The 17,975-nt window shown below is 56.4% G+C and carries 20 protein-coding genes; 11 read left to right on the top strand and 9 right to left on the bottom strand.

All coding sequences use genetic code 11. The features are described 5' to 3' along the window. Positions 1-77: 77 nt before the first annotated feature. Entirely contained in the window at positions 78-1,784 is a 1,707-nt protein-coding gene (locus tag AC2FH9_RS08670; protein ID WP_496871250.1) for an NAD(P)H-hydrate dehydratase, read from the bottom strand. 169 nt (positions 1,785-1,953) lie between these two features. On the opposite strand from AC2FH9_RS08670, the gene AC2FH9_RS08665 reads away from it, so the two are divergent. The 5 genes from AC2FH9_RS08665 to AC2FH9_RS08645 all read left to right on the top strand — a co-directional run bounded on the left by AC2FH9_RS08665 (position 1,954) and on the right by AC2FH9_RS08645 (position 6,450). Beyond that, complete coding sequence (locus AC2FH9_RS08665) at positions 1,954-2,292, top strand: P-II family nitrogen regulator (protein ID WP_142633129.1); 339 nt, start codon at positions 1,954-1,956, stop codon at positions 2,290-2,292. Positions 2,293-2,327: 35 nt separating this feature from the next. After that, positions 2,328-3,734 (top strand): type I glutamate--ammonia ligase, encoded by a 1,407-nt coding sequence (glnA, locus tag AC2FH9_RS08660; RefSeq protein WP_142633127.1) that lies wholly within the window; start codon positions 2,328-2,330, stop codon positions 3,732-3,734. A gap of 105 nt (positions 3,735-3,839) precedes the next feature. Beyond that, positions 3,840-4,484, top strand: a complete 645-nt coding sequence (locus AC2FH9_RS08655) for an MSMEG_1061 family FMN-dependent PPOX-type flavoprotein (protein ID WP_281994452.1) — start codon at positions 3,840-3,842, stop codon at positions 4,482-4,484. A gap of 65 nt (positions 4,485-4,549) precedes the next feature. Further along, entirely contained in the window at positions 4,550-5,338 is a 789-nt protein-coding gene (locus AC2FH9_RS08650; protein WP_142633122.1) for a lytic murein transglycosylase, read from the top strand. A gap of 197 nt (positions 5,339-5,535) precedes the next feature. After that, entirely contained in the window at positions 5,536-6,450 is a 915-nt protein-coding gene (locus AC2FH9_RS08645; RefSeq protein WP_246097123.1) for a hypothetical protein, read from the top strand. Positions 6,451-6,487: 37 nt separating this feature from the next. On the opposite strand, the gene AC2FH9_RS08640 is transcribed toward AC2FH9_RS08645, so the two are convergent. Further along, positions 6,488-7,231, bottom strand: a complete 744-nt coding sequence (locus AC2FH9_RS08640) for a heme-dependent oxidative N-demethylase family protein (RefSeq protein WP_496871249.1) — start codon at positions 7,229-7,231, stop codon at positions 6,488-6,490. A 122-nt stretch (positions 7,232-7,353) separates the two neighbouring features. On the opposite strand from AC2FH9_RS08640, the gene dddP reads away from it, so the two are divergent. Next, on the top strand, positions 7,354-8,697 hold the full coding sequence (dddP, locus tag AC2FH9_RS08635; RefSeq protein WP_496871248.1) for a dimethylsulfonioproprionate lyase DddP: 1,344 nt from the start codon (positions 7,354-7,356) through the stop codon (positions 8,695-8,697). 4 nt (positions 8,698-8,701) lie between these two features. On the opposite strand, the gene AC2FH9_RS08630 is transcribed toward dddP, so the two are convergent. Further along, positions 8,702-8,884 (bottom strand): hypothetical protein, encoded by a 183-nt coding sequence (locus AC2FH9_RS08630; protein ID WP_496871247.1) that lies wholly within the window; start codon positions 8,882-8,884, stop codon positions 8,702-8,704. Between the two features lie 232 nt (positions 8,885-9,116). Here AC2FH9_RS08630 and AC2FH9_RS08625 point away from each other — a divergent pair, with 232 nt between their 5' ends. Next, positions 9,117-10,331 carry a bifunctional alpha/beta hydrolase/OsmC family protein gene (locus AC2FH9_RS08625; protein WP_496688463.1) on the top strand — a complete coding sequence of 405 codons (1,215 nt, stop codon included), beginning with the start codon at positions 9,117-9,119 and terminating at the stop codon, positions 10,329-10,331. Between the two features lie 6 nt (positions 10,332-10,337). Here the strand turns inward: AC2FH9_RS08625 and AC2FH9_RS08620 are convergent, their stop codons facing one another. From AC2FH9_RS08620 to AC2FH9_RS08600, 5 genes are all read right to left on the bottom strand, one after another. Beyond that, positions 10,338-10,676, bottom strand: a complete 339-nt coding sequence (locus AC2FH9_RS08620; RefSeq protein WP_496688465.1) for a hypothetical protein — start codon at positions 10,674-10,676, stop codon at positions 10,338-10,340. Between the two features lie 10 nt (positions 10,677-10,686). Next, on the bottom strand, positions 10,687-11,244 hold the full coding sequence (locus AC2FH9_RS08615) for a hypothetical protein (RefSeq protein WP_496688467.1): 558 nt from the start codon (positions 11,242-11,244) through the stop codon (positions 10,687-10,689). 136 nt (positions 11,245-11,380) lie between these two features. Continuing rightward, the gene (locus AC2FH9_RS08610) at positions 11,381-11,968 is read right to left on the bottom strand and encodes a biotin transporter BioY (RefSeq protein ID WP_496688469.1); all 588 of its coding nucleotides are present in this window, start codon (positions 11,966-11,968) and stop codon (positions 11,381-11,383) included. A gap of 75 nt (positions 11,969-12,043) precedes the next feature. Then, positions 12,044-12,466, bottom strand: a complete 423-nt coding sequence (locus AC2FH9_RS08605) for a DUF6314 family protein (protein ID WP_496871246.1) — start codon at positions 12,464-12,466, stop codon at positions 12,044-12,046. Then, on the bottom strand, positions 12,463-12,795 hold the full coding sequence (locus AC2FH9_RS08600) for a hypothetical protein (RefSeq protein WP_496871245.1): 333 nt from the start codon (positions 12,793-12,795) through the stop codon (positions 12,463-12,465). The genes AC2FH9_RS08605 and AC2FH9_RS08600 overlap by 4 nt, the downstream gene beginning before the upstream one ends. 89 nt (positions 12,796-12,884) lie before the next feature. Here AC2FH9_RS08600 and purB point away from each other — a divergent pair, with 89 nt between their 5' ends. The 4 genes from purB to AC2FH9_RS08580 all read left to right on the top strand — a co-directional run bounded on the left by purB (position 12,885) and on the right by AC2FH9_RS08580 (position 17,108). Continuing rightward, positions 12,885-14,189 carry an adenylosuccinate lyase gene (gene purB / locus AC2FH9_RS08595; RefSeq protein WP_142633106.1) on the top strand — a complete coding sequence of 435 codons (1,305 nt, stop codon included), beginning with the start codon at positions 12,885-12,887 and terminating at the stop codon, positions 14,187-14,189. Between the two features lie 182 nt (positions 14,190-14,371). Next, positions 14,372-14,917 (top strand): tetratricopeptide repeat protein, encoded by a 546-nt coding sequence (locus AC2FH9_RS08590; RefSeq protein WP_142633104.1) that lies wholly within the window; start codon positions 14,372-14,374, stop codon positions 14,915-14,917. 69 nt (positions 14,918-14,986) lie between these two features. Then, positions 14,987-16,078: a flagellar motor switch protein FliG gene (locus tag AC2FH9_RS08585; protein ID WP_496871244.1), complete on the top strand. Its 1,092-nt coding sequence runs from the start codon at positions 14,987-14,989 to the stop codon at positions 16,076-16,078. 106 nt (positions 16,079-16,184) lie between these two features. Then, positions 16,185-17,108, top strand: a complete 924-nt coding sequence (locus tag AC2FH9_RS08580; RefSeq protein WP_142633100.1) for a lysophospholipid acyltransferase family protein — start codon at positions 16,185-16,187, stop codon at positions 17,106-17,108. Here the strand turns inward: AC2FH9_RS08580 and AC2FH9_RS08575 are convergent, their stop codons facing one another. Then, on the bottom strand, positions 17,109-17,810 hold the full coding sequence (locus AC2FH9_RS08575; RefSeq protein WP_496871243.1) for a DUF1223 domain-containing protein: 702 nt from the start codon (positions 17,808-17,810) through the stop codon (positions 17,109-17,111). Positions 17,811-17,975: the final 165 nt, after the last annotated feature.

Genomic DNA, 17,975 nt, shown 5'->3' with positions numbered 1-17,975 from the left:
TGACGCCTGATCTGAATTTCACCATACGCTCATTTCGGGACATCGAATACTGCAGCGGCGGATTTTCGCCGAGGCGATTAAGGACCTACTTCCCGCAAAACCCGTGGCAACTGTTCGGGCAAATCTTCAGCGATCAACCCTGGCCCGAAAGATCGCGCACATTCCACATGCAGCCATGCCGCAGTTTCCGCGGCCTGCAAGGGCGAGAACCGCCGTGCCAGCAACCCGGTGATAAACCCCGCCAACACGTCGCCGGCGCCGGCTGTCGCCAACCAGGGCGCCGCACGTTCATAAACGGCCGAATTCACTGAGCATTGCCCGTTCGGATCCGCAATCACGGTATCGGGTCCCTTGAACAGAACCACGCACCCTGCCCGCCCGGCTGCCTCTCGGGTGGCGTCCACTTTGGAATAGGCCGGACCCTTGATGGGAACCGCTTTCAGTTTTTGCGCAATGTCCGGGAACAACCGTGCAAACTCGCCGCCATGCGGGGTGAGAACACAGTTTTCATGCAGCATCTCGAACAGGGCTGCAGGATCATCCGCGAAAGCCGACAGTGCGTCAGCATCCAGAACCGTTGCGCGCTCCGCAGCCAACGCGACCGGCACCAGATCGCGCGCACGGTCTAGCCCTAGACCGGGGCCGAGACACAGAGCGTTCAGCCGCTCATCCTCTAGGATTTTCGACAGACCATCCGCGCTCTCGACCCGCTGCAACATGACCGCCGTCACTTGCGCCGAAACCTCCATCAGAGCCGCAGGAGGCACGCCCAGAGTCACCAGCCCCGCCCCAATCCGCAGCGCCCCCCGCGCTGCCAGCCGCGCAGCACCGGTTTTACCGGGGCCTCCGGTCATGATGAGGGCGTGGCCGTGCGAGTATTTGTGCTCAAACGAAGCTTTGCTGAGATTCTGTGGCAATCCACTTTCATCTACCAATCGAGACAGCACTCTCCTCAAACGTCGCTCGCTATGCAGATCAGCCAAAGACTTGCGCGAGATCGAACCGAGATCGCTTGGCGAAGACAACCCAATGTCAACTATGACGGTCTTTCCACAGAACTGGGCCCCTACGTCCAGAAGATGTCCACGCTTTTTGCTATGAAACGTCACTGTTAGGTGGGCGCCAACAATTACACCTTCGTCCCCCAGAATCCTACCGCTATCAGCGCAAAGACCAGACGGAATGTCGACCGAAACGACGCGCGGCCACCACGGATCGGCATCCGCCTCCGAACCTATCTGAAGCTTGGCAAGAGCAGGTTTCAATCCACCAATCGGACGTATTAGCCCTGTTCCAAACAAAGCATCCAATATCAAATCAGGGCCTTGCGAACTTGACGGTCGGGCTGCGTGTTTCTCCAACTTGGAAACTTCACGTTTGGTCGGTGTCGGCAGGGTAAGCTTAGAAACTTCCCCCAACTCCTGCCACCGCTCATAATTCACCCGCGCATCCGGCGGCAGCTTCTCTAGGTCGCCATACAGAAACACCGCGACTTCCCACCCTTGCTCCCGCAAAAGCCTGGCCACGACGAACCCGTCCCCGCCGTTGTTTCCTGGCCCACACAAGACAACTGCCCGCAACGGATCCTCTTCATCTGGCCGCGGATACGTCAGGGAACGCGAGGGGCTGGCCCCTCGCCTGTTCAACTCTGGCCACTCCTCGAAAATCGCCTCGACAACACCCTGCCCAGCCCGTTCCATCAGCTCAAGACCGGTCACCTCACCGGACTCAATGGCCGCTTGTTCGATCGCCCGCATCTGTGCTGCAGTCAGTAAATCTGTCATGCTGAACCCTCGTGCGATTCTATTTTGACTATTTTTTGTGCAAACTGTTCAAAATTTCACCGGCCATCCAATTTCCATGCAACCTGGCATCGCCATTTTCTCATTCACATTGCCGCCCGATCTTAGACGTGGTCAGTGCCATCCTGACAAGAGTTAAAGGGAGCCCGGTATGAAGAAGATCGAAGCGATCATCAAGCCGTTCAAACTGGACGAAGTGAAAGAGGCGCTGCAGGACGTCGGAGTCCAGGGCCTCAGCGTGATCGAGGTCAAGGGGTTTGGCCGTCAGAAAGGTCACACTGAACTTTACCGCGGCGCGGAATATGTGGTCGACTTTCTGCCCAAGGTGAAGGTCGAGGTTGTGCTGGACGACGATCTGGTCGATGCCGCCATCGAAGCCATCGTTTCCGCCGCCAAAACCGACAAGATCGGCGACGGCAAGATCTTTGTCTCACCCGTCGAACAAGCAATTCGCATCCGTACCGGCGAAACCGGTTCGGACGCACTGTAACAAGACCAAATCTTCAATTCAGAGGAATCAAGAGAATGAGCAAGGACGCAGTTCTTCAGCTAATCAAGGACGAAGGCGCCGAGTATGTCGACGTCCGCTTCACTGACCCGCGCGGCAAACTGCAGCACGTCACCCTGGTGGCCGATCAGGTAGATGAAGACTTCCTTGAAGAAGGCTTCATGTTCGATGGCTCTTCCATCGCTGGCTGGAAGTCCATCGAAGCCTCGGACATGAAACTGATGGTCGATACCAACAGCGCCTATGTCGATCCGTTCTACGCAGAGAAAACCATCTGCGTGCATTGCTCAGTTGTCGAGCCCGACACCGGCGAAGCTTATGAGCGTGACCCGCGCGGCACCGCCCAGAAAGCCGAAGCCTACTTGAAGGCAACCGGTATCGGCGACGTGGCCTATATGGGCCCAGAGGCAGAATTCTTCCTGTTCGACGATGTGCGTTTTTCCAACAGCATCAACAAAGTATCCTACGAAGTTGATGCAACTGATGCGTCCTGGAACACCGACACCGAATACGAGATGGGCAACATGGGCCACCGCCCGGGGGTTAAGGGCGGTTACTTCCCGGTCAACCCGATCGACGAAGCCCAGGATCTGCGTTCGGAAATGCTGTCGACCATGAAGCGTCTGGGTATGAAGGTCGACAAGCATCACCACGAGGTTGCGTCGTGCCAGCACGAGCTGGGCCTGATCTTTGACAGCCTGACCAAACAGGCAGATGAGCTGCAGAAGTTCAAATACATCATCCACAACGTGGCGCATGCATACGGCAAATCGGCGACCTTCATGCCGAAGCCAATCGCAGGCGACAACGGTACCGGCATGCATGTGAACATGTCGATCTGGAAGGACGGCAAGCCTCTGTTTGCTGGCGACAAGTATGCTGATCTGTCGGACGAGGCACTGTTCTTCATCGGTGGTATCCTGAAGCACGCCAAGACATTGAATGCCTTCACCAACCCGGCGACCAACAGCTACAAGCGACTGATCCCCGGATTTGAAGCCCCCGTCCTGCGTGCTTACTCGGCTCGTAACCGTTCCGGTTGTGTCCGTATTCCATGGACCGAAAGCCCGAAAGCCAAGCGCGTCGAAGCCCGCTTCCCTGATCCGGCCGCAAACCCCTACCTGGCGTTTGCCGCGCTGCTGATGGCTGGTCTGGACGGCATCAAGAACAAGATCGATCCGGGTGAAGCCATGGACAAGAACCTGTACGATCTGCCGGCCGAAGAGCTGGCCGACATCCCGACGGTTTGCGGTTCACTGCGTGAAGCTCTGGAAGCCCTGGCATCGGATCACGACTTCCTGCTGCAGGGCGACGTGTTCACTAAAGACCAGATCGACGGCTACATCGCACTGAAGATGGACGAAGTCGAAACCTACGAACACACGCCGCATCCGGTTGAATACGGCATGTATTACAGCTGCTAATCCAGCATTTTCGACGAAAACTCTATAGGGGCGTCCATCGGGCGCCCCTTGTTTCGTTTGGCCCGATCTTTCACACTTGCCATTACCCCGGTTAGGAGAGATCGCATGTCAGCCGAAACCGCATTCGCACCGTTCTCGGATTTCGTCACTTCGAAAGAGGAACTGGAACGCATCACCGGCGCGCCCCTTCCCCAGATCATCGCCAAGGAACAAGCCGCGCTGGACGGCATGTGTCGCGACTTTATCGCCAAGTCGACCTTCTGCCTGATCGCTTCGGCCAATCCGGGTGGTTATCTGGATATCTCTCCTCGTGGGGATCCCGAAGGGTTTGTTCGGGTGATCTCAGACACTCTGATCGCCATTCCCGACCGCCCAGGCAACAAGCGGACTGACACGTTTCACAATATAATACAGGACCCGCGTGTTAGTGTGATCTTCCTAGTGCCTGGCAAGTTGGAGACTTTGCGCATCCGAGGAACCGCGCGCATATGTATTGACCCGGACTTGCTGAACAGTATGGCAGTGAATAATCGCGCGCCCAAGCTAGCCCTTATGATTCATATCGAGACCGCTTTTGCACATTGCCCTAAATGCGTCATCCGGTCGGATCTGTGGCAACCTGAAAACTGGCCAGATTCATCAGGGCTTCCCAATATGAATGCCATGATGGTCAAGCACGCCAAAATCGACAAAACGCCGGATGAATGGTTTGATAGCCTGAAGGGCACCGGGGAACTCGACCTTTATTAACCCCTTTTCGTGTGCGGCTTCCCTGCCTAGGCTGCCCCTGTCATTTCATTGGATCGGATTACAAGATGCTTCGGCTTGCTCTTATTTTGGCAATCTCTCTACCTGGCTTTGCGGCAGCGGCCCCCTGTGGCAACACCGGAAATGGATTTGAGACCTGGAAGCGGGATTTCGCGAAGCAGGCCCAGCGCGCGGGAGTAAAAAAGAAGGGATTGCAGGCGCTGAGCCAAAGCCAATACGCCACCCGAACCATTGCCGCGGACCGAAACCAAAAGAGTTTTAAATACTCGCTGGACAAATTCATGCAGATCCGCGGCGCGGATACCATCGTAGCGCAGGGCCGTAAGCGCAAAGCCAGGAACCCTCAGTTCTATGCGACGCTCGAGCGCCAGTATGGGGTGCCAGCAGGCGTTCTGATCGCTATTCACGGAATGGAAACAGGATTTGGAAATTTCATGGGTGACAGCCAGGTTGTGTCAGCAATAACCACTTTGGCCTATGATTGTCGCCGATCCGAGTTCTTCGTCCCCCACGCTATCGGAGCACTGAAGCTGGTCGATCAAGGCAGCATTACGACCAACACTGTTGGTGCCAAGCATGGTGAGCTGGGACATACACAGTTTCTGCCGGGCAATGCCCTGGAATACGGTGTGGATGCCACGGGTGACGGTCAGGTCGATTTCTACAATATGACCGATGCGCTGGCCTCGACCGCTAATTTCCTGCGTAAAAAGGGCTGGAAGCCCGGACGCGGATATCAACCGGGCCAACCGAATTTTGCGGTCATTCAACAGTGGAATGCCGCGACGGTGTACCAAGAATCCATCGCAATCATGGCTGCTCGAATCGACGGATGATTGTGTCGGTCTGTCATGTAGGGCGACCGCAATTCAGACACATTGTCGCCACAGACGCTAAATAGCCCTTAAAATGCCTAGGTTTCCAATGCGTAATCAATCTTGCCGATTTCTCATTTTTTTCCATTTCCGCCCAATTCTTTCCCTTATCTGTTGATAATTTGAGTCATCTGACGGAATGCACAAAGGAATGCGCAGTGACTCCGAAGCACAGCTATCACGGCGGCCTGCAGTTCACAGGCAAGACCAATGGCGCGATCGAGCGGTTTGGTGCCATCGTGGCGGCAACCCTGGAAGATTACGGCCATCTTGTTGAGCGCAAAACGATCTTGAACACGACCGAGGCGAGCATCGTCTCAAGTCAGTACCTCGTGCGCCTTACGCTGGATACCCAACTGGCTGAAACAGAAGACCGGTTTGAACGGCGGGACCGTGCGGCCGGTCTGAGAACCGTCTCGAAACCCCGGGTGACCCTGCCCGAAAACCGGTTGACGGTCACAATTACCCCTGTTTCCGCCTTGCTGGACGACAGCGAGATCTCGGAGCTTATGCTTGTTGTGATCCTGTATCGCATGGTCGATATCTGTGCGACTCAGCGCGTGGAATGGCTGTCTCCGAATACAGTCCTGACCATGGAACAATTCATGAGTGCTTTTGACACTCTGGCGCCCGTTAAACAGCGGGACAGAAAACAAATTTTCGAATCCGTTTCCGGGCCGTTTGCAGGTCTTGAATTAACGGAGACAGAAGATCTGGATGAGCCAAGAAACAAAACGCAGACCTCACATGCGCGGCCAATCCAGCTGTCAGACGAGCAGTTGCTTAGCATTGCTTTTCGGACAGAACCGATCGAGCAGAAACCGGATGATCGGACCGACACTCCCCCCCTCGACCACGAGAAACCCAATGATATCCTGCGACTTACCAGTTGGGGACTTACGGGTGCCGTGGCCAGCGTGTCGGTCCCGATCGCGGCCTCGATGGCTGCCGTCAACCTGATCCGAGGTGAAGATTTCCGCCTGAATACTCAGGTACTTGCCTATTCGGTTGCAATATCAGCGCTCAGCACCAGCGGTGCCTTTGCGGGTGTGGCTACTGCTTTAGGCATGTAGACTAATTCCAATAAGACCCTCCTAGGAAGCCCCGCCGTCAGGTGGGGTTTTCTTTTTGGCGCAGGCTTCCAGGCTCAAGAACATAGGTGTGGATCGAAAAAACCACAGCCCGCGTTTTCGGCAGCCGCAACAATGTTTGCCTCTCGCTGCGCAAATAGCACGCGGCTCCGGGTGAACTGACCTCGCGCGGTTCTGTAGCGCTTCGAGGCTGATGCAGATCGGCATCCTCATACCACAGCGCATTAAACCGCCAGAGCGGCTTATCGGGCTGAATTCCATCAAACAACCGCTGGACACGGCGCGCGATGCTTTCGTCGTAGCTGTTGACCGGTACATGGATGTCGATCAGGGGACGCATGAATTTTTCTGACAGTCGCCAACTGGCTGGAAAACACAAAACCGCGCCAGTCAAAACATGTTCGTCCCCTTGCTTTTGCAAGATACAGATATCCTCCTGCACCAGTCTGCAAAGGGTTTCCATTGGGGCCTGCCGATCAATCTGGACCTTCTGCCCATCGGCTCTCGTGACGAGGTCTGAGCATCCGGGGTACGCATATTGCAACACCAGGTCCAAGACTTCTTGTGCGGCTGGTTCGGCTTCGGGCGCCAGCGCAAGAACATCAGCGTGACGCTCTTTCAGCAACGCTTCCCGATATTCCATCTGGGCCGCGAACGCTTCGTCCTGATGCAACCAAGTTTCCATACTGGCGGGCTGAATACCCGGCAGCGGGCGGGGTTTCAAAGGATCATAGGGAGTAGAGGTCTGCAAAATGGTCGTCATGAGCCCGACCTAACATCGACACTTCGACTTGTCGGTCAAAAAGCGACGGATGGCGGTCGCAAATTATCAAGACGCTGAAAGAATGCTTCTTCACGCTCGATAGACAGGCAGGGAGGGCTACTTTGAACCGTCACCATAGAGATATCCGCAAGATCGACCCCACCAAAGGCACAGCGCTTGGGGACGGCACTCCCAATGATTTGGACCGGATCGAGATCGGCCCCACACAGCTGGCCTTCGCCGAATGGGAAGCCGCCGGCCTGTCCTTGCCGAACCTTGAGAGGATGCGTGAGTATCGGTGGAAACGTCTGACCAAGGCCATCGTTGATCGTGGCTATGGTGGCTTGTTGATGTTTGATCCTCTGAACATTCGATACGCCACAGACAGCACCAACATGCAGCTCTGGAACACGCATAACCCCTTCCGCGCAGTGCTGTTATGTGCCGACGGGTATATGGTGATCTGGGACTATAAAAACTCACCTTTTCTAAGCAAATTCAACTCGTTAGTGAAGGAACAGCGGTCGGGCGCCGACCTGTTCTATTTCGATCGCGGCGACAAGGTCGATGTTGCGGCGGATGTGCTCTCGAACGAAGTGCGGGCGCTGATTGATGCGCATGGCGGCGGTAACAAGCGGCTGGCTGTGGACAAGATCATGCTGCACGGTTTGCGCGCCCTTGAGGCCCAGGGGTTCGAGATCATGGAAGGCGAGGAAGTCACTGAAAAGTCCCGCGCCGTGAAAGGCCCGGACGAAATTCTGGCGATGCGATGTGCCAACCACGCCTGCGAGACCGCGGTGGCCGAGATGGAGGCATTTGCCCGCGCTAATGTCGGAAACGGAAGAACCTCGGAAGACGACATCTGGGCCATTCTGCATGCCGAAAACATCCGGCGCGGCGGGGAATGGATCGAAACCCGCCTGCTGGCCTCGGGCCAACGCACCAACCCGTGGTTTCAGGAATGTGGTCCCCGGATCACGCAAAAGAATGAAATCATCGCCTTCGATACCGATCTGATCGGGTCTTACGGCATCTGCATCGATATCTCGCGCACCTGGTGGATCGGGGATGAGAAACCCCGCCCGGATATGGTCTATGCCATGCAGCACGCGCATGAGCATATCATGACAAATATGGAGATGCTGAAACCCGGCGTTATGATCCCTGAACTGACCGCCAACAGCCATAGGTTGGATAGCAAGTTTCAGGACCAGAAATACGGTTGCCTGATGCACGGCGTTGGCCTGTGTGACGAGTGGCCTCTGGTCGCCTATCCGGACAAGGCCGTTGCAGGTGCCTACGATTACCAACTGGAACCGGGCATGGTTCTGTGCGTCGAAGCTGCGGTTGGCGAGGTAGGTGGAGATTTCTCAATCAAACTCGAAGATCAGGTTCTGATCACTGAGGATGGGTATGAAAACCTGTCCACCTATCCCTTTGACCCACAGCTTATGGGGCTGGCCTGACCCCTCAGTTCGGCCAGTTTGACCGTTTGACGTTCCCATGCCAGTCCTCGATTTCGGTGCTGGCAAAAGATGTCGGCTGTGTCCAGTTCTGACCCGCGGCAAAACTGATGACCGCAGTTACGGCGATAGCGATCAGTAAATCTAAGCGAAGATTTGTGCCATGTGGCTGAGAAGTGAGATGTACCACTGTTGCCTCCGTGGCTGGTTGTGTTCGACAGGCTCAAGATGAGGGTGGCATTCGCTTTATTAAAGTGAATGTTTGATTGGCAATACATCACAAAAATTGATGCAATCTATCGCACCAGAACTCCGCCGGCCCCTGACCCAGTCTCACCTTCCCGTGACGCTTCTTACATAGGGGTTGAGACCCCTCGCTGGCGGCCACAATATTGAGGCACCTCATGACGTAAGGAACTGCCATGCCCACCGAACGCATCACCTTTGCCGGTCACGACGGCCACCAACTGGCTGCGCGCCTCGACCTGCCAGACGGGCCTGTCCTTGCTACGGCATTGTTTGCCCATTGCTTTACCTGTTCAAAAGATATCCCGGCCGCGCGCAGGATCGCAGCCCGTCTGGCAGCGATGGGTATCGCGGTGTTACGGTTTGATTTCACAGGCTTGGGTCATTCAGACGGCGAATTTGCAAACACCACCTTCACCTCGAATGTTGAGGATCTGATCGCCGCCTCACGGTATCTGGCTGGACGGAACATGTCCCCGTCTCTGCTGATCGGGCATTCTCTCGGAGGGGCAGCGGTTCTGCGCGCCCGAGCTGGTATTTCGAGTGTTAAGGCCGTTGTGACGCTGGGCGCGCCTGCCGATCCAGGGCATGTCTCGCACCATTTCGACGCCGCACTGTCGGAAATCCAACAAGAGGGATCGGCCGAGGTAACTTTGGGTGGTCGCCCGTTCCGTATTGGCAAAGCGTTCGTCGAAGATATCGCCCAATCCGCGCTAACCCCTGCGATTGCGGATTTGAAGGCCGCGCTGCTGATACTTCATGCGCCACGCGACGAAACGGTTAGTATCGACAATGCAAGCGCGATCTTTCTGGCAGCCAAACATCCCAAAAGCTTCGTGACGCTGGACGACGCTGATCACCTGATTACACGCGCGGCGGATGCGGAATATGCTGCAGATGTAATAGCGGCTTGGGTTACGCGCTATGTGGTGCTGCGCCCGCCTGCCCCACCACCGGGTGCGCCCGAAGGCGTAGTGCGGGTGACTGAGGCCGATCCCAACGGATTCCAGCAAGACATTCAGTCCGGCCCCAAGCATCATGTTGTAGCAGACGAACCGGCCTCATATGGAGGCACCGACCGCGGTATGTCGCCCTATGGCTTTGTGTCATCGGGTCTGGGAGCCTGTACTTCGATGACAATCCGGATGTATGCGCGGCGCAAGGGCTGGCCACTAACAGGCATCACTGTCGATGTTTGCCATAACAAGGTCCACGCACAGGATGCGGGTCTGATCACTGACAACAAGGTCGATCTGTTCCGCCGCAAAATTCGGCTCGAGGGCCCCTTGGATCAGGATCAGCGCGCACGTCTGCTTGAAATCGCCGACAAGTGCCCTGTTCACAGGACACTTGAAGGAACAGCGAAAATCACGACGGAATTGCTGTCGTGATCCGCATCAGCGCCGCCGCGGTGACGGGCGGTGAATAGGCGGCCGGGCAACTGGTGGCCGGGCAACCGGTGGACGTGCGGGGGGCTTGGCGACCGGGGGGCGTGGGCGCGCCGGGGGCTTGGCGACCGGAGGTTTGGGTTTGACCGGAGGCTTACCCTGCGGTGGACGATTTACATCAATGTCCACATCAACGTCGTGATAATAGTCGTTCCAAAGCATCGAGTCATAGAACGGATCATATCCGTATCCCACACCAACCGTCACGCCGTCGCAGGCAGACAAGGTGATACTGGTCAAACCGAATACCAGCGCGGCGATCGACCGTTTCATCAGCTTACGAGTCATCCAAACCTCCTCACTGAAGCGACCGGAATGACGCGAATACGGCATTCAGGTCGTCCACATAGCCAGGATCGGCGCCGTCTCTTAATACGGCCACTGCGACAGCCACGCGATCACGCGGCAAGTCAATCACTGTGGCCGTGAAATTTATCCCCCGCCGATCACGGGTACCGGTACCGCGGATAACCCGCGCTGGCAGACCTCCGATCTGGGTTGCGACTGTTTCCGAAACGATCGGATCTTTGACTAGAAACTTGTCGATATCCTGAAGGTATCGCAGGCCACCGTCGATGGATGACACACCAGATGGCGAGACAAATCCAATCCATACGCTGTCATCCGTTACCGGTTTGATCCCCATGACCCGGGCAACCGCGCGGGGATCGTTCAGCTCGGTGTCATCGACCTCACGCGGGCCGCCAGTACGAACCGACCAAAAATCTGGTACCGCAAAGCTGAACAAGGCGCGCCCTTCATCAGTATAGGTGATCGGTGTTTCGGCTTTTGCACTCCCTGCCCCGGCGCAAACAACCGCGCAGGAAAGGGTTACAGCCCTCAATAGATTAGGCATATCTGAATAACCTGTTGTTTCTATTGCTACAGCTTGAACTGTGTCGACCGGTTTTGTCCAGCCTCTTGTTGGCGCAACAAAAAACCGCGCCGGGATCGCTCCGGGCGCGGTTCATGTCAACTAGGTTGACTGTGGTTTAGGTGCGGGCGTCGCCCACCAGCTTCCACAGGCCGGGGATCAGCAGCGCGGCCAGCGCGAGCTTGATCGCATCACCCACCAGGAATGGTGTCAGGCCCCATGCCAGGATCGGCTGGTCCCAGCCATAGAGCTGGCCCAGCCACAGCAGGCCGGGGACATAGATCAGAACGTTGGCCAGTACCAGCGCCAGCGCCATTTTCACGACCGAACGGTCCCAGCCGCGCGCGGCCAGCGTACCCAGCATCAGGGTTGCCAGCACATATCCGACTAGGTAGCCGCCTGTGCCACCCATCATGTAAGTAAGGCCGAATTTTTCAGCCGAAGAGCCCGCGAATACGTCAAAGCCCAGCGCGCCGATCAGCAGATAGCCCATCATAGTTACCAGACCCAGCCGTGCGCCATAGGCGGTGCCGATGGTCAGAACCGCAAATGTACCCATGGTGATTGGAACTGGCCACATCGGCACTTTAATCTTGGCGGCGACTGCCAAGGCAACGATGCCCAAAGCAACCATAACCACCTGTTTGACGCGCAGCGCCGTCCCTTCACGTGGGCCAAATGCATTGGCCAATACGTTAGCATTCATGTTGTTTCTCCCTAAACGGACCGAGATTCTGCAACAGGAATGCCCTGTCAGCGCCGCATCTGCAAGATGATTACGCTACCGCAGCATGTATTCCGTATTCATTTCGTATGATTTCCGGGGGCCGGACACGGTCCAACGGACCCTCCAGCAGGGCCAGCCCGAGAAATCATAGACTGCGTCATAGCTGTCCGGCGGGCAATTATGGTGATCCGCAGCCTGCGCCTGGCCCAGCTTGAGAGCGTGGAAATAACGCCCGTCATCAAAATGCACCGCAACGCTTTCGCCCTTGTCGTGCCACAGGTATCGGCGCGTTCCCATCATCTCGGGCTGGCCCGGAATGCGCAGAGTTACCGTCTCGTCATAGATCAGACCGTCTTTGGACCTTGTGAATCGCGCAGAGCCATCGGCCAAAACCACCTGCCCGGCCCGCGCATCCCGAATGGTGCGTGACAGGCTCCAGTCCCCTTCGAAGTCGGTCAGTCCGTTTGGAAAGGTCATTCGGGATAATACCCGTCTGTGATCCCGCCTGCGTCGTCAATAAATCGAATGATGACACCGCTTTGCAGAACATCATAACACGCCCAGATATCTGAAGGCGGCCAAACCGAGCAATACTGATCGCCCTGCACGGCCCACTTTCCGGTGCTGGGACGACCCGAAAAATAATGGGTCACCCCGCTTTGGTCGAATGTTTGCCAGATGCCGTCGCCATAAGTTAGTTTTTTGCCCGACAAGGTTTCGGTAATTTCATCACCCGTCAGCGGCCAGAACTCTGTCGCTGCCGCAACACCAGGCCAAAGGGATAAAATCAGGGCAAACCGTCTCATCACCGCACTCGCGCCTTGTTCCGTAGGGCGGCTGGGTTTAAACCGCGCCGCAACGACCTCTGCCAAATCATAAAAAGGTGCCGCTGCCAATGATTCCACGTTATTCCCGCCCCGACATGGTCGCCATCTGGTCGCCCGAGACGAAGTTCCGCATCTGGTACGAGATCGAGGCCCATGCCTGTGACGCCATGGCCGATCTGGGCGTGATCCCGCGTGAAAACGCCGATGCCGTGTGGAAGGCCAAGGATGTGGAATTCGATGTGGCCCGCATTGATGAGATTGAGGCCGTCACCAAACACGATGTCATCGCTTTTCTGACCCATTTGGCAGAGCATGTCGGCAGTGATGAGGCGCGTTTCGTGCATCAGGGCATGACCAGCTCGGACGTGCTGGATACCTGTTTCAACGTTCAGCTGACCCGCGCTGCCGACATCCTGATCGCCGACCTCGAAGGTTTGCTGGCCGCTCTAAAACGCCGCGCGATCGAACATAAGGACACTGTCCGCATCGGCCGCAGCCACGGCATCCACGCCGAGCCCACCACAATGGGCCTGACATTCGCGCGCTTCTATGCCGAGATGGATCGCAACCTGTCCCGCATGCGCGACGCACGAGCCGAGATTGCAACAGGTGCGATCAGCGGCGCGGTCGGCACCTTTGCCAATATCGACCCTCAGGTCGAAGAGCATGTCTGCGACAAGCTGGGACTGGTGCCCGAACCGATCAGCACGCAGGTCATCCCCCGCGACCGCCATGCCGCGTTCTTTGCCACGTTGGGCGTGATCGCCAGCAGCATCGAAAACGTTGCCATTGAAATCCGTCACATGCAGCGGACCGAGGTTCTTGAGGGGGCCGAGTTCTTCTCGATGGGGCAGAAAGGGTCGTCGGCGATGCCGCACAAGAAGAACCCTGTACTGACCGAGAACCTGACCGGGCTGGCGCGCATGGTGCGCGCGGCGGTGATCCCGGCGATGGAGAATGTGGCGCTCTGGCACGAACGCGACATCTCACACTCCTCGGTGGAACGCATGATTGGGCCGGACGCTACGATCACACTGGATTTTGCTCTGGCTCGACTGACGGGCGTGATCGACAAAATGCTGATCTTCCCCGAGAACATGATGGAGAACATGAACAAGTTCCCCGGTCTAGTGATGAGCCAGCGGGTTCTGCTGGCGCTGACGCAGGCAGGGGTCAGCCGGGAAGAGGCTTATGCTATGGTTCAACGCAACGCGTTGAAGGTCTGGGAACACCGCACAGACTTCAAAGAAGAACTTCTGGCGGATACTGACGTGACCGCCGCGTTGAGCAAGGAGGAGATCGAAGAGAAATTCGATCTCGGCTATCACACCAAACATGTCGATACGATCTTTGCCCGGGTGTTTGGCGAGTAAATTTTCGTCAAGCTCACGCAATACAGACCCGCACAATGATCTTGTGCGGGTTTTTCTTTGTCTGGTTACGTCAAGATTGGTCGAGCTTTCATACTTGTGAATAAATTCGCGCGATCAGTTGTTAGCTTTTGTATAGAACGCGCTATGCTTATTCTGAGCAGCCCTACGAACGGAGACCAAATATGCGCCTCATCCTAGCTTCGGTTATTGCAATTCAGGCCCTTACATTTGCCCCCATGGTTCATGCCGCAGGTGGCGGCGGGGGATCGACGCCGCCAAAAACAACAAATACCACCAAGAAATGTCTGTTCGGACGGGTCTATGATGAGGCCGCGGGCAAATGCGTAAAGCCCAGCAACACCAATTTCACTCAGGATCAGCTGTACCACGCCGTGCGTGAACTGGCCTATGACGGGCAGTTCAAAAACGCCCAAGGCGTGCTGCGCGTGATGGACCAGAATGACGATCGCGTCATGACCTATTGGGGCTTTACCTATCGGAAGATGGGCAAGCTGGAACTGGCGAACCTGTTCTATGAAGGTGCAATTAACGCAAATCCCGACAATATCCTAGCACGTTCCTATATGGCGCAAGGCTTTGTTGCCGAGGGCAAAACCGATCTGGCGATTGCCCAGTGGCGTGAAATCAAGGCGCGCGGCGGCGAAGGAACCTGGGCAGAGGTTTCCCTGCGCGAGGCGATCCGCACCGGACTGACCTACAACTACTAAACTTCAGCCTTTCTTTACCCGACTCTCTGTAATCTGCCTGTGGAACAGGAACTTTGGCACCGCAGGCAGATGCAGAACACAAACACATTGGTACAGGTGGCCCCGGGGGCTTCTGCCCAGCTGGCCAAAGAAAACGATGACGACCTTCGCTTGGTGGCCCGCAGCCTCAGCAGCCGACAAAAGGCGGCGGTGGTTGTGCGTCTCTTGCTGAATGATGGGGCGGACATTCCGCTGGAAGAGCTCCCCGACGATTTACAGGAAAAGCTAACCCACCAGCTGGGCAAAATGGGCCTTGTCGACCGGGTTACCTTGGACGCAGTTGCCGGTGAATTTGCAGATGCGCTGGACAGTGTTGGCCTGTCCTTTCCACATGGTCTGGCGGGCGCTTTGGATGTGGTGAACGGCAAAATCGCCCCGGCAACTGCGGCGCGTTTGCGTAAAGTGGCCGGGATAAGCCAGATCGGCGATCCTTGGCAGCGATTGCGAGAGATCCCTACAGAAGATCTGGCCGAAATGGCGCAGGCCGAAAGCACCGAGATTGCGGCCGTGATGCTATCGAAACTTGAAACCGCCAAAGCTGCGCAACTGCTAGGGCACCTTCCCGGCCCAGTTGCTCGGCGTATTACCTATGCGGTTTCGAAAACTGCAAATGTCAGCCCAGAGGCCGTCGAGCGGATCGGGTGGTCGCTGGCGGCTCAGATGGATCAGCGCCCTGCCACAGCGTTTGCCGACGGACCGGGTGCCCGCGTTGGCGCGATACTGAATCAGTCCGCTGCCTCGACCCGGGACGGCCTGCTGAGCGCATTAGAAGAAGAAGACGCCGATTTTGCCACCATAGTTCGCCAATCCATTTTCACCTTCGCCCATATCCCGTCCCGCATTCTGCCCCGTGATGTACCGGCCATTCTACGCGGTGTGGAACAACCTGTCCTGGTTACAGCGCTCGCCGGTGCAGAAACGGAAGGAGACAGGGCATCGGTTGACTACCTGTTGTCCAACATGTCGTCGCGTATGGCCGAAAACCTGCGCGAAGAAATGGATGAGGTCGGAAAAATCAAACAACCCGATGCAGAGGAGGCGATGACCCAGATCATTGGCGCCATCCGGACACTTGTCGATGAGGGAACCATCACGCTCCGGGATGATGACGGCGACGAATAAAGAGAGAAAGCGCGCCAAAATTTCTGGCCGAGCAGAAAGCTTGTGGTTACCTCGATCGGCTTGTATGTCTGACCCGGCAATTCACAACAGACGCCGAGACCTTCTGATGCCCGTTGAAAAGTCTGAACTAAGCAGGTCCGAGCTTGGCAAATACTATGTATCCGGCATGTTCCTGAAAGGCGTTATCAAAGCGCTACGGTTGCTGCCCTATGAGACACGCATTGCCACAATGGGCGCCATAGCGAGAAACCTTGCACCGTTGGTCGGGTTCTCGAAAAGAGTACGCAGCAATCTGAAACTCACCTGCCCGGACCTGACTGAATCCGAAGTGAAACGTATCTGCAAGGCCGTTCCTGACAACGCCGGGCGCGCGATCATGGAGCACTTCTCGCCCGAGGATTTCACAGAACGCCAACGCTTTGCCAAAGTCACGGGTACGGGTCTTGCCGCCTTTGATTCCGCCTTGGCGGAGGGGCGACCTGTGATGATGATCACTGCTCATTTCGGCCATTACCTGGCCGCGCGTATTGCCCTTCAAGAACGCAGCGGTCAGCCTATTGGCTGCCTCTACCGTCGAATGGCGAACCCCTACTTCAACGACATGTATGTCGATGCGTTCTACAAAACCGGCGCCCCGATGTTCGAACAAGGCCGTCGCGGGATGGTCGAAATGGTGCGGACACTCAAAAAAGGCGGGATCATCGCTATTGTGTCAGACCTGCACGCACATGGCGGGGAAGAGCTGACTTTTTTCGGCAAACCGGCCGTGACGTCGGTTTTGAATGCTGAACTGGCAATGAAATACAAAGCCGTCCTGATTCCGTGCTATGCGGTGCGTCAGCCCAATGGGGTTGATTTCGAAATCATCCTGCACGAACCGGTCCCACATACGGATCCAAAGACGATGACCCAGTTCACCAATGATGACCTCGAGGCAGTTGTCCGACAGCATATGGGTCAGTGGTTCTGGATTCATCGTCGCTGGAAAACCTGGAACGGGCTAGGCGTCCAAGCCAAAGACATGCCTTGATCAGCGAACGCGTGCTGCCGCAATAATCGGCCCATGGCCAACCCCTTGCACCAACACAACGGCCGGTAAACCTGACGTCAAAGATACCTTATAGGTCTTAGGCGCTGTCCCGTCCCATTGCCCGGCTACTGTCCAGGCCTCGACCACATTGGCATAATCCAGTTCTTGTCCGGCCAACTCTCCGCGCCGGATCGAGGCATGGCGCATTGGCGTGTATTGCACCACCCGGATTTCATAGACCTGATCCGGTGGCAAACTGATCGAGGAAACGTCGACAGTTACGTTATCTCCTGTACGCGAGGCCGAAACCGACGCCAGCGGAGCGGCCTTGGAATGGTCGCCGATCAGGTAATCCAGCTTTGCCGTATCTGCCCCTACAATATCCTGCTGACCATTCACTACCATCTGAGGCGTATAGATCACCGTACGCCCGGAATTCCCGGCATAGCTGCGCTGACGCTCAGTATGGGTGGGGTCGGCATATTCATCCTCCCATCCGATATAGTCCCAATAATCCACATGCAGCGCCAACCCGATGACGTCATCCCGATTGGCCAGATCGTGCATGATCCGGTCAGCCGGGGGGCAGGACGAACATCCCTGCGAGGTGAACAGCTCCACCACTACGGGTCCGCTTTCTGCAATGGCCGAAGTAGCCAGAAACAGGGACGCCAACGCGGTTGCGGTTGCAGATTTGAACATGTTTGCTCTCGGGTTTCATGGGGTGCATTACTGGTTTAGACGGAACGCTGATCAAGCACCAATCAAGGTTTCTTGAGACTGGTGACACAAGGTTTTCGCAAAAATGTGTGCAATGGTATACAAAAATTGCCGCACCTGGTCTGTTGGACCTTGAACCGCGCGCTT

It is taken from the genome of Ruegeria sp. CDSC081 (assembly GCF_059610485.1).
The sequence above is the reverse complement of the archived record's forward strand: the minus strand, read 5'-3'. Positions and strand labels throughout refer to the sequence as shown.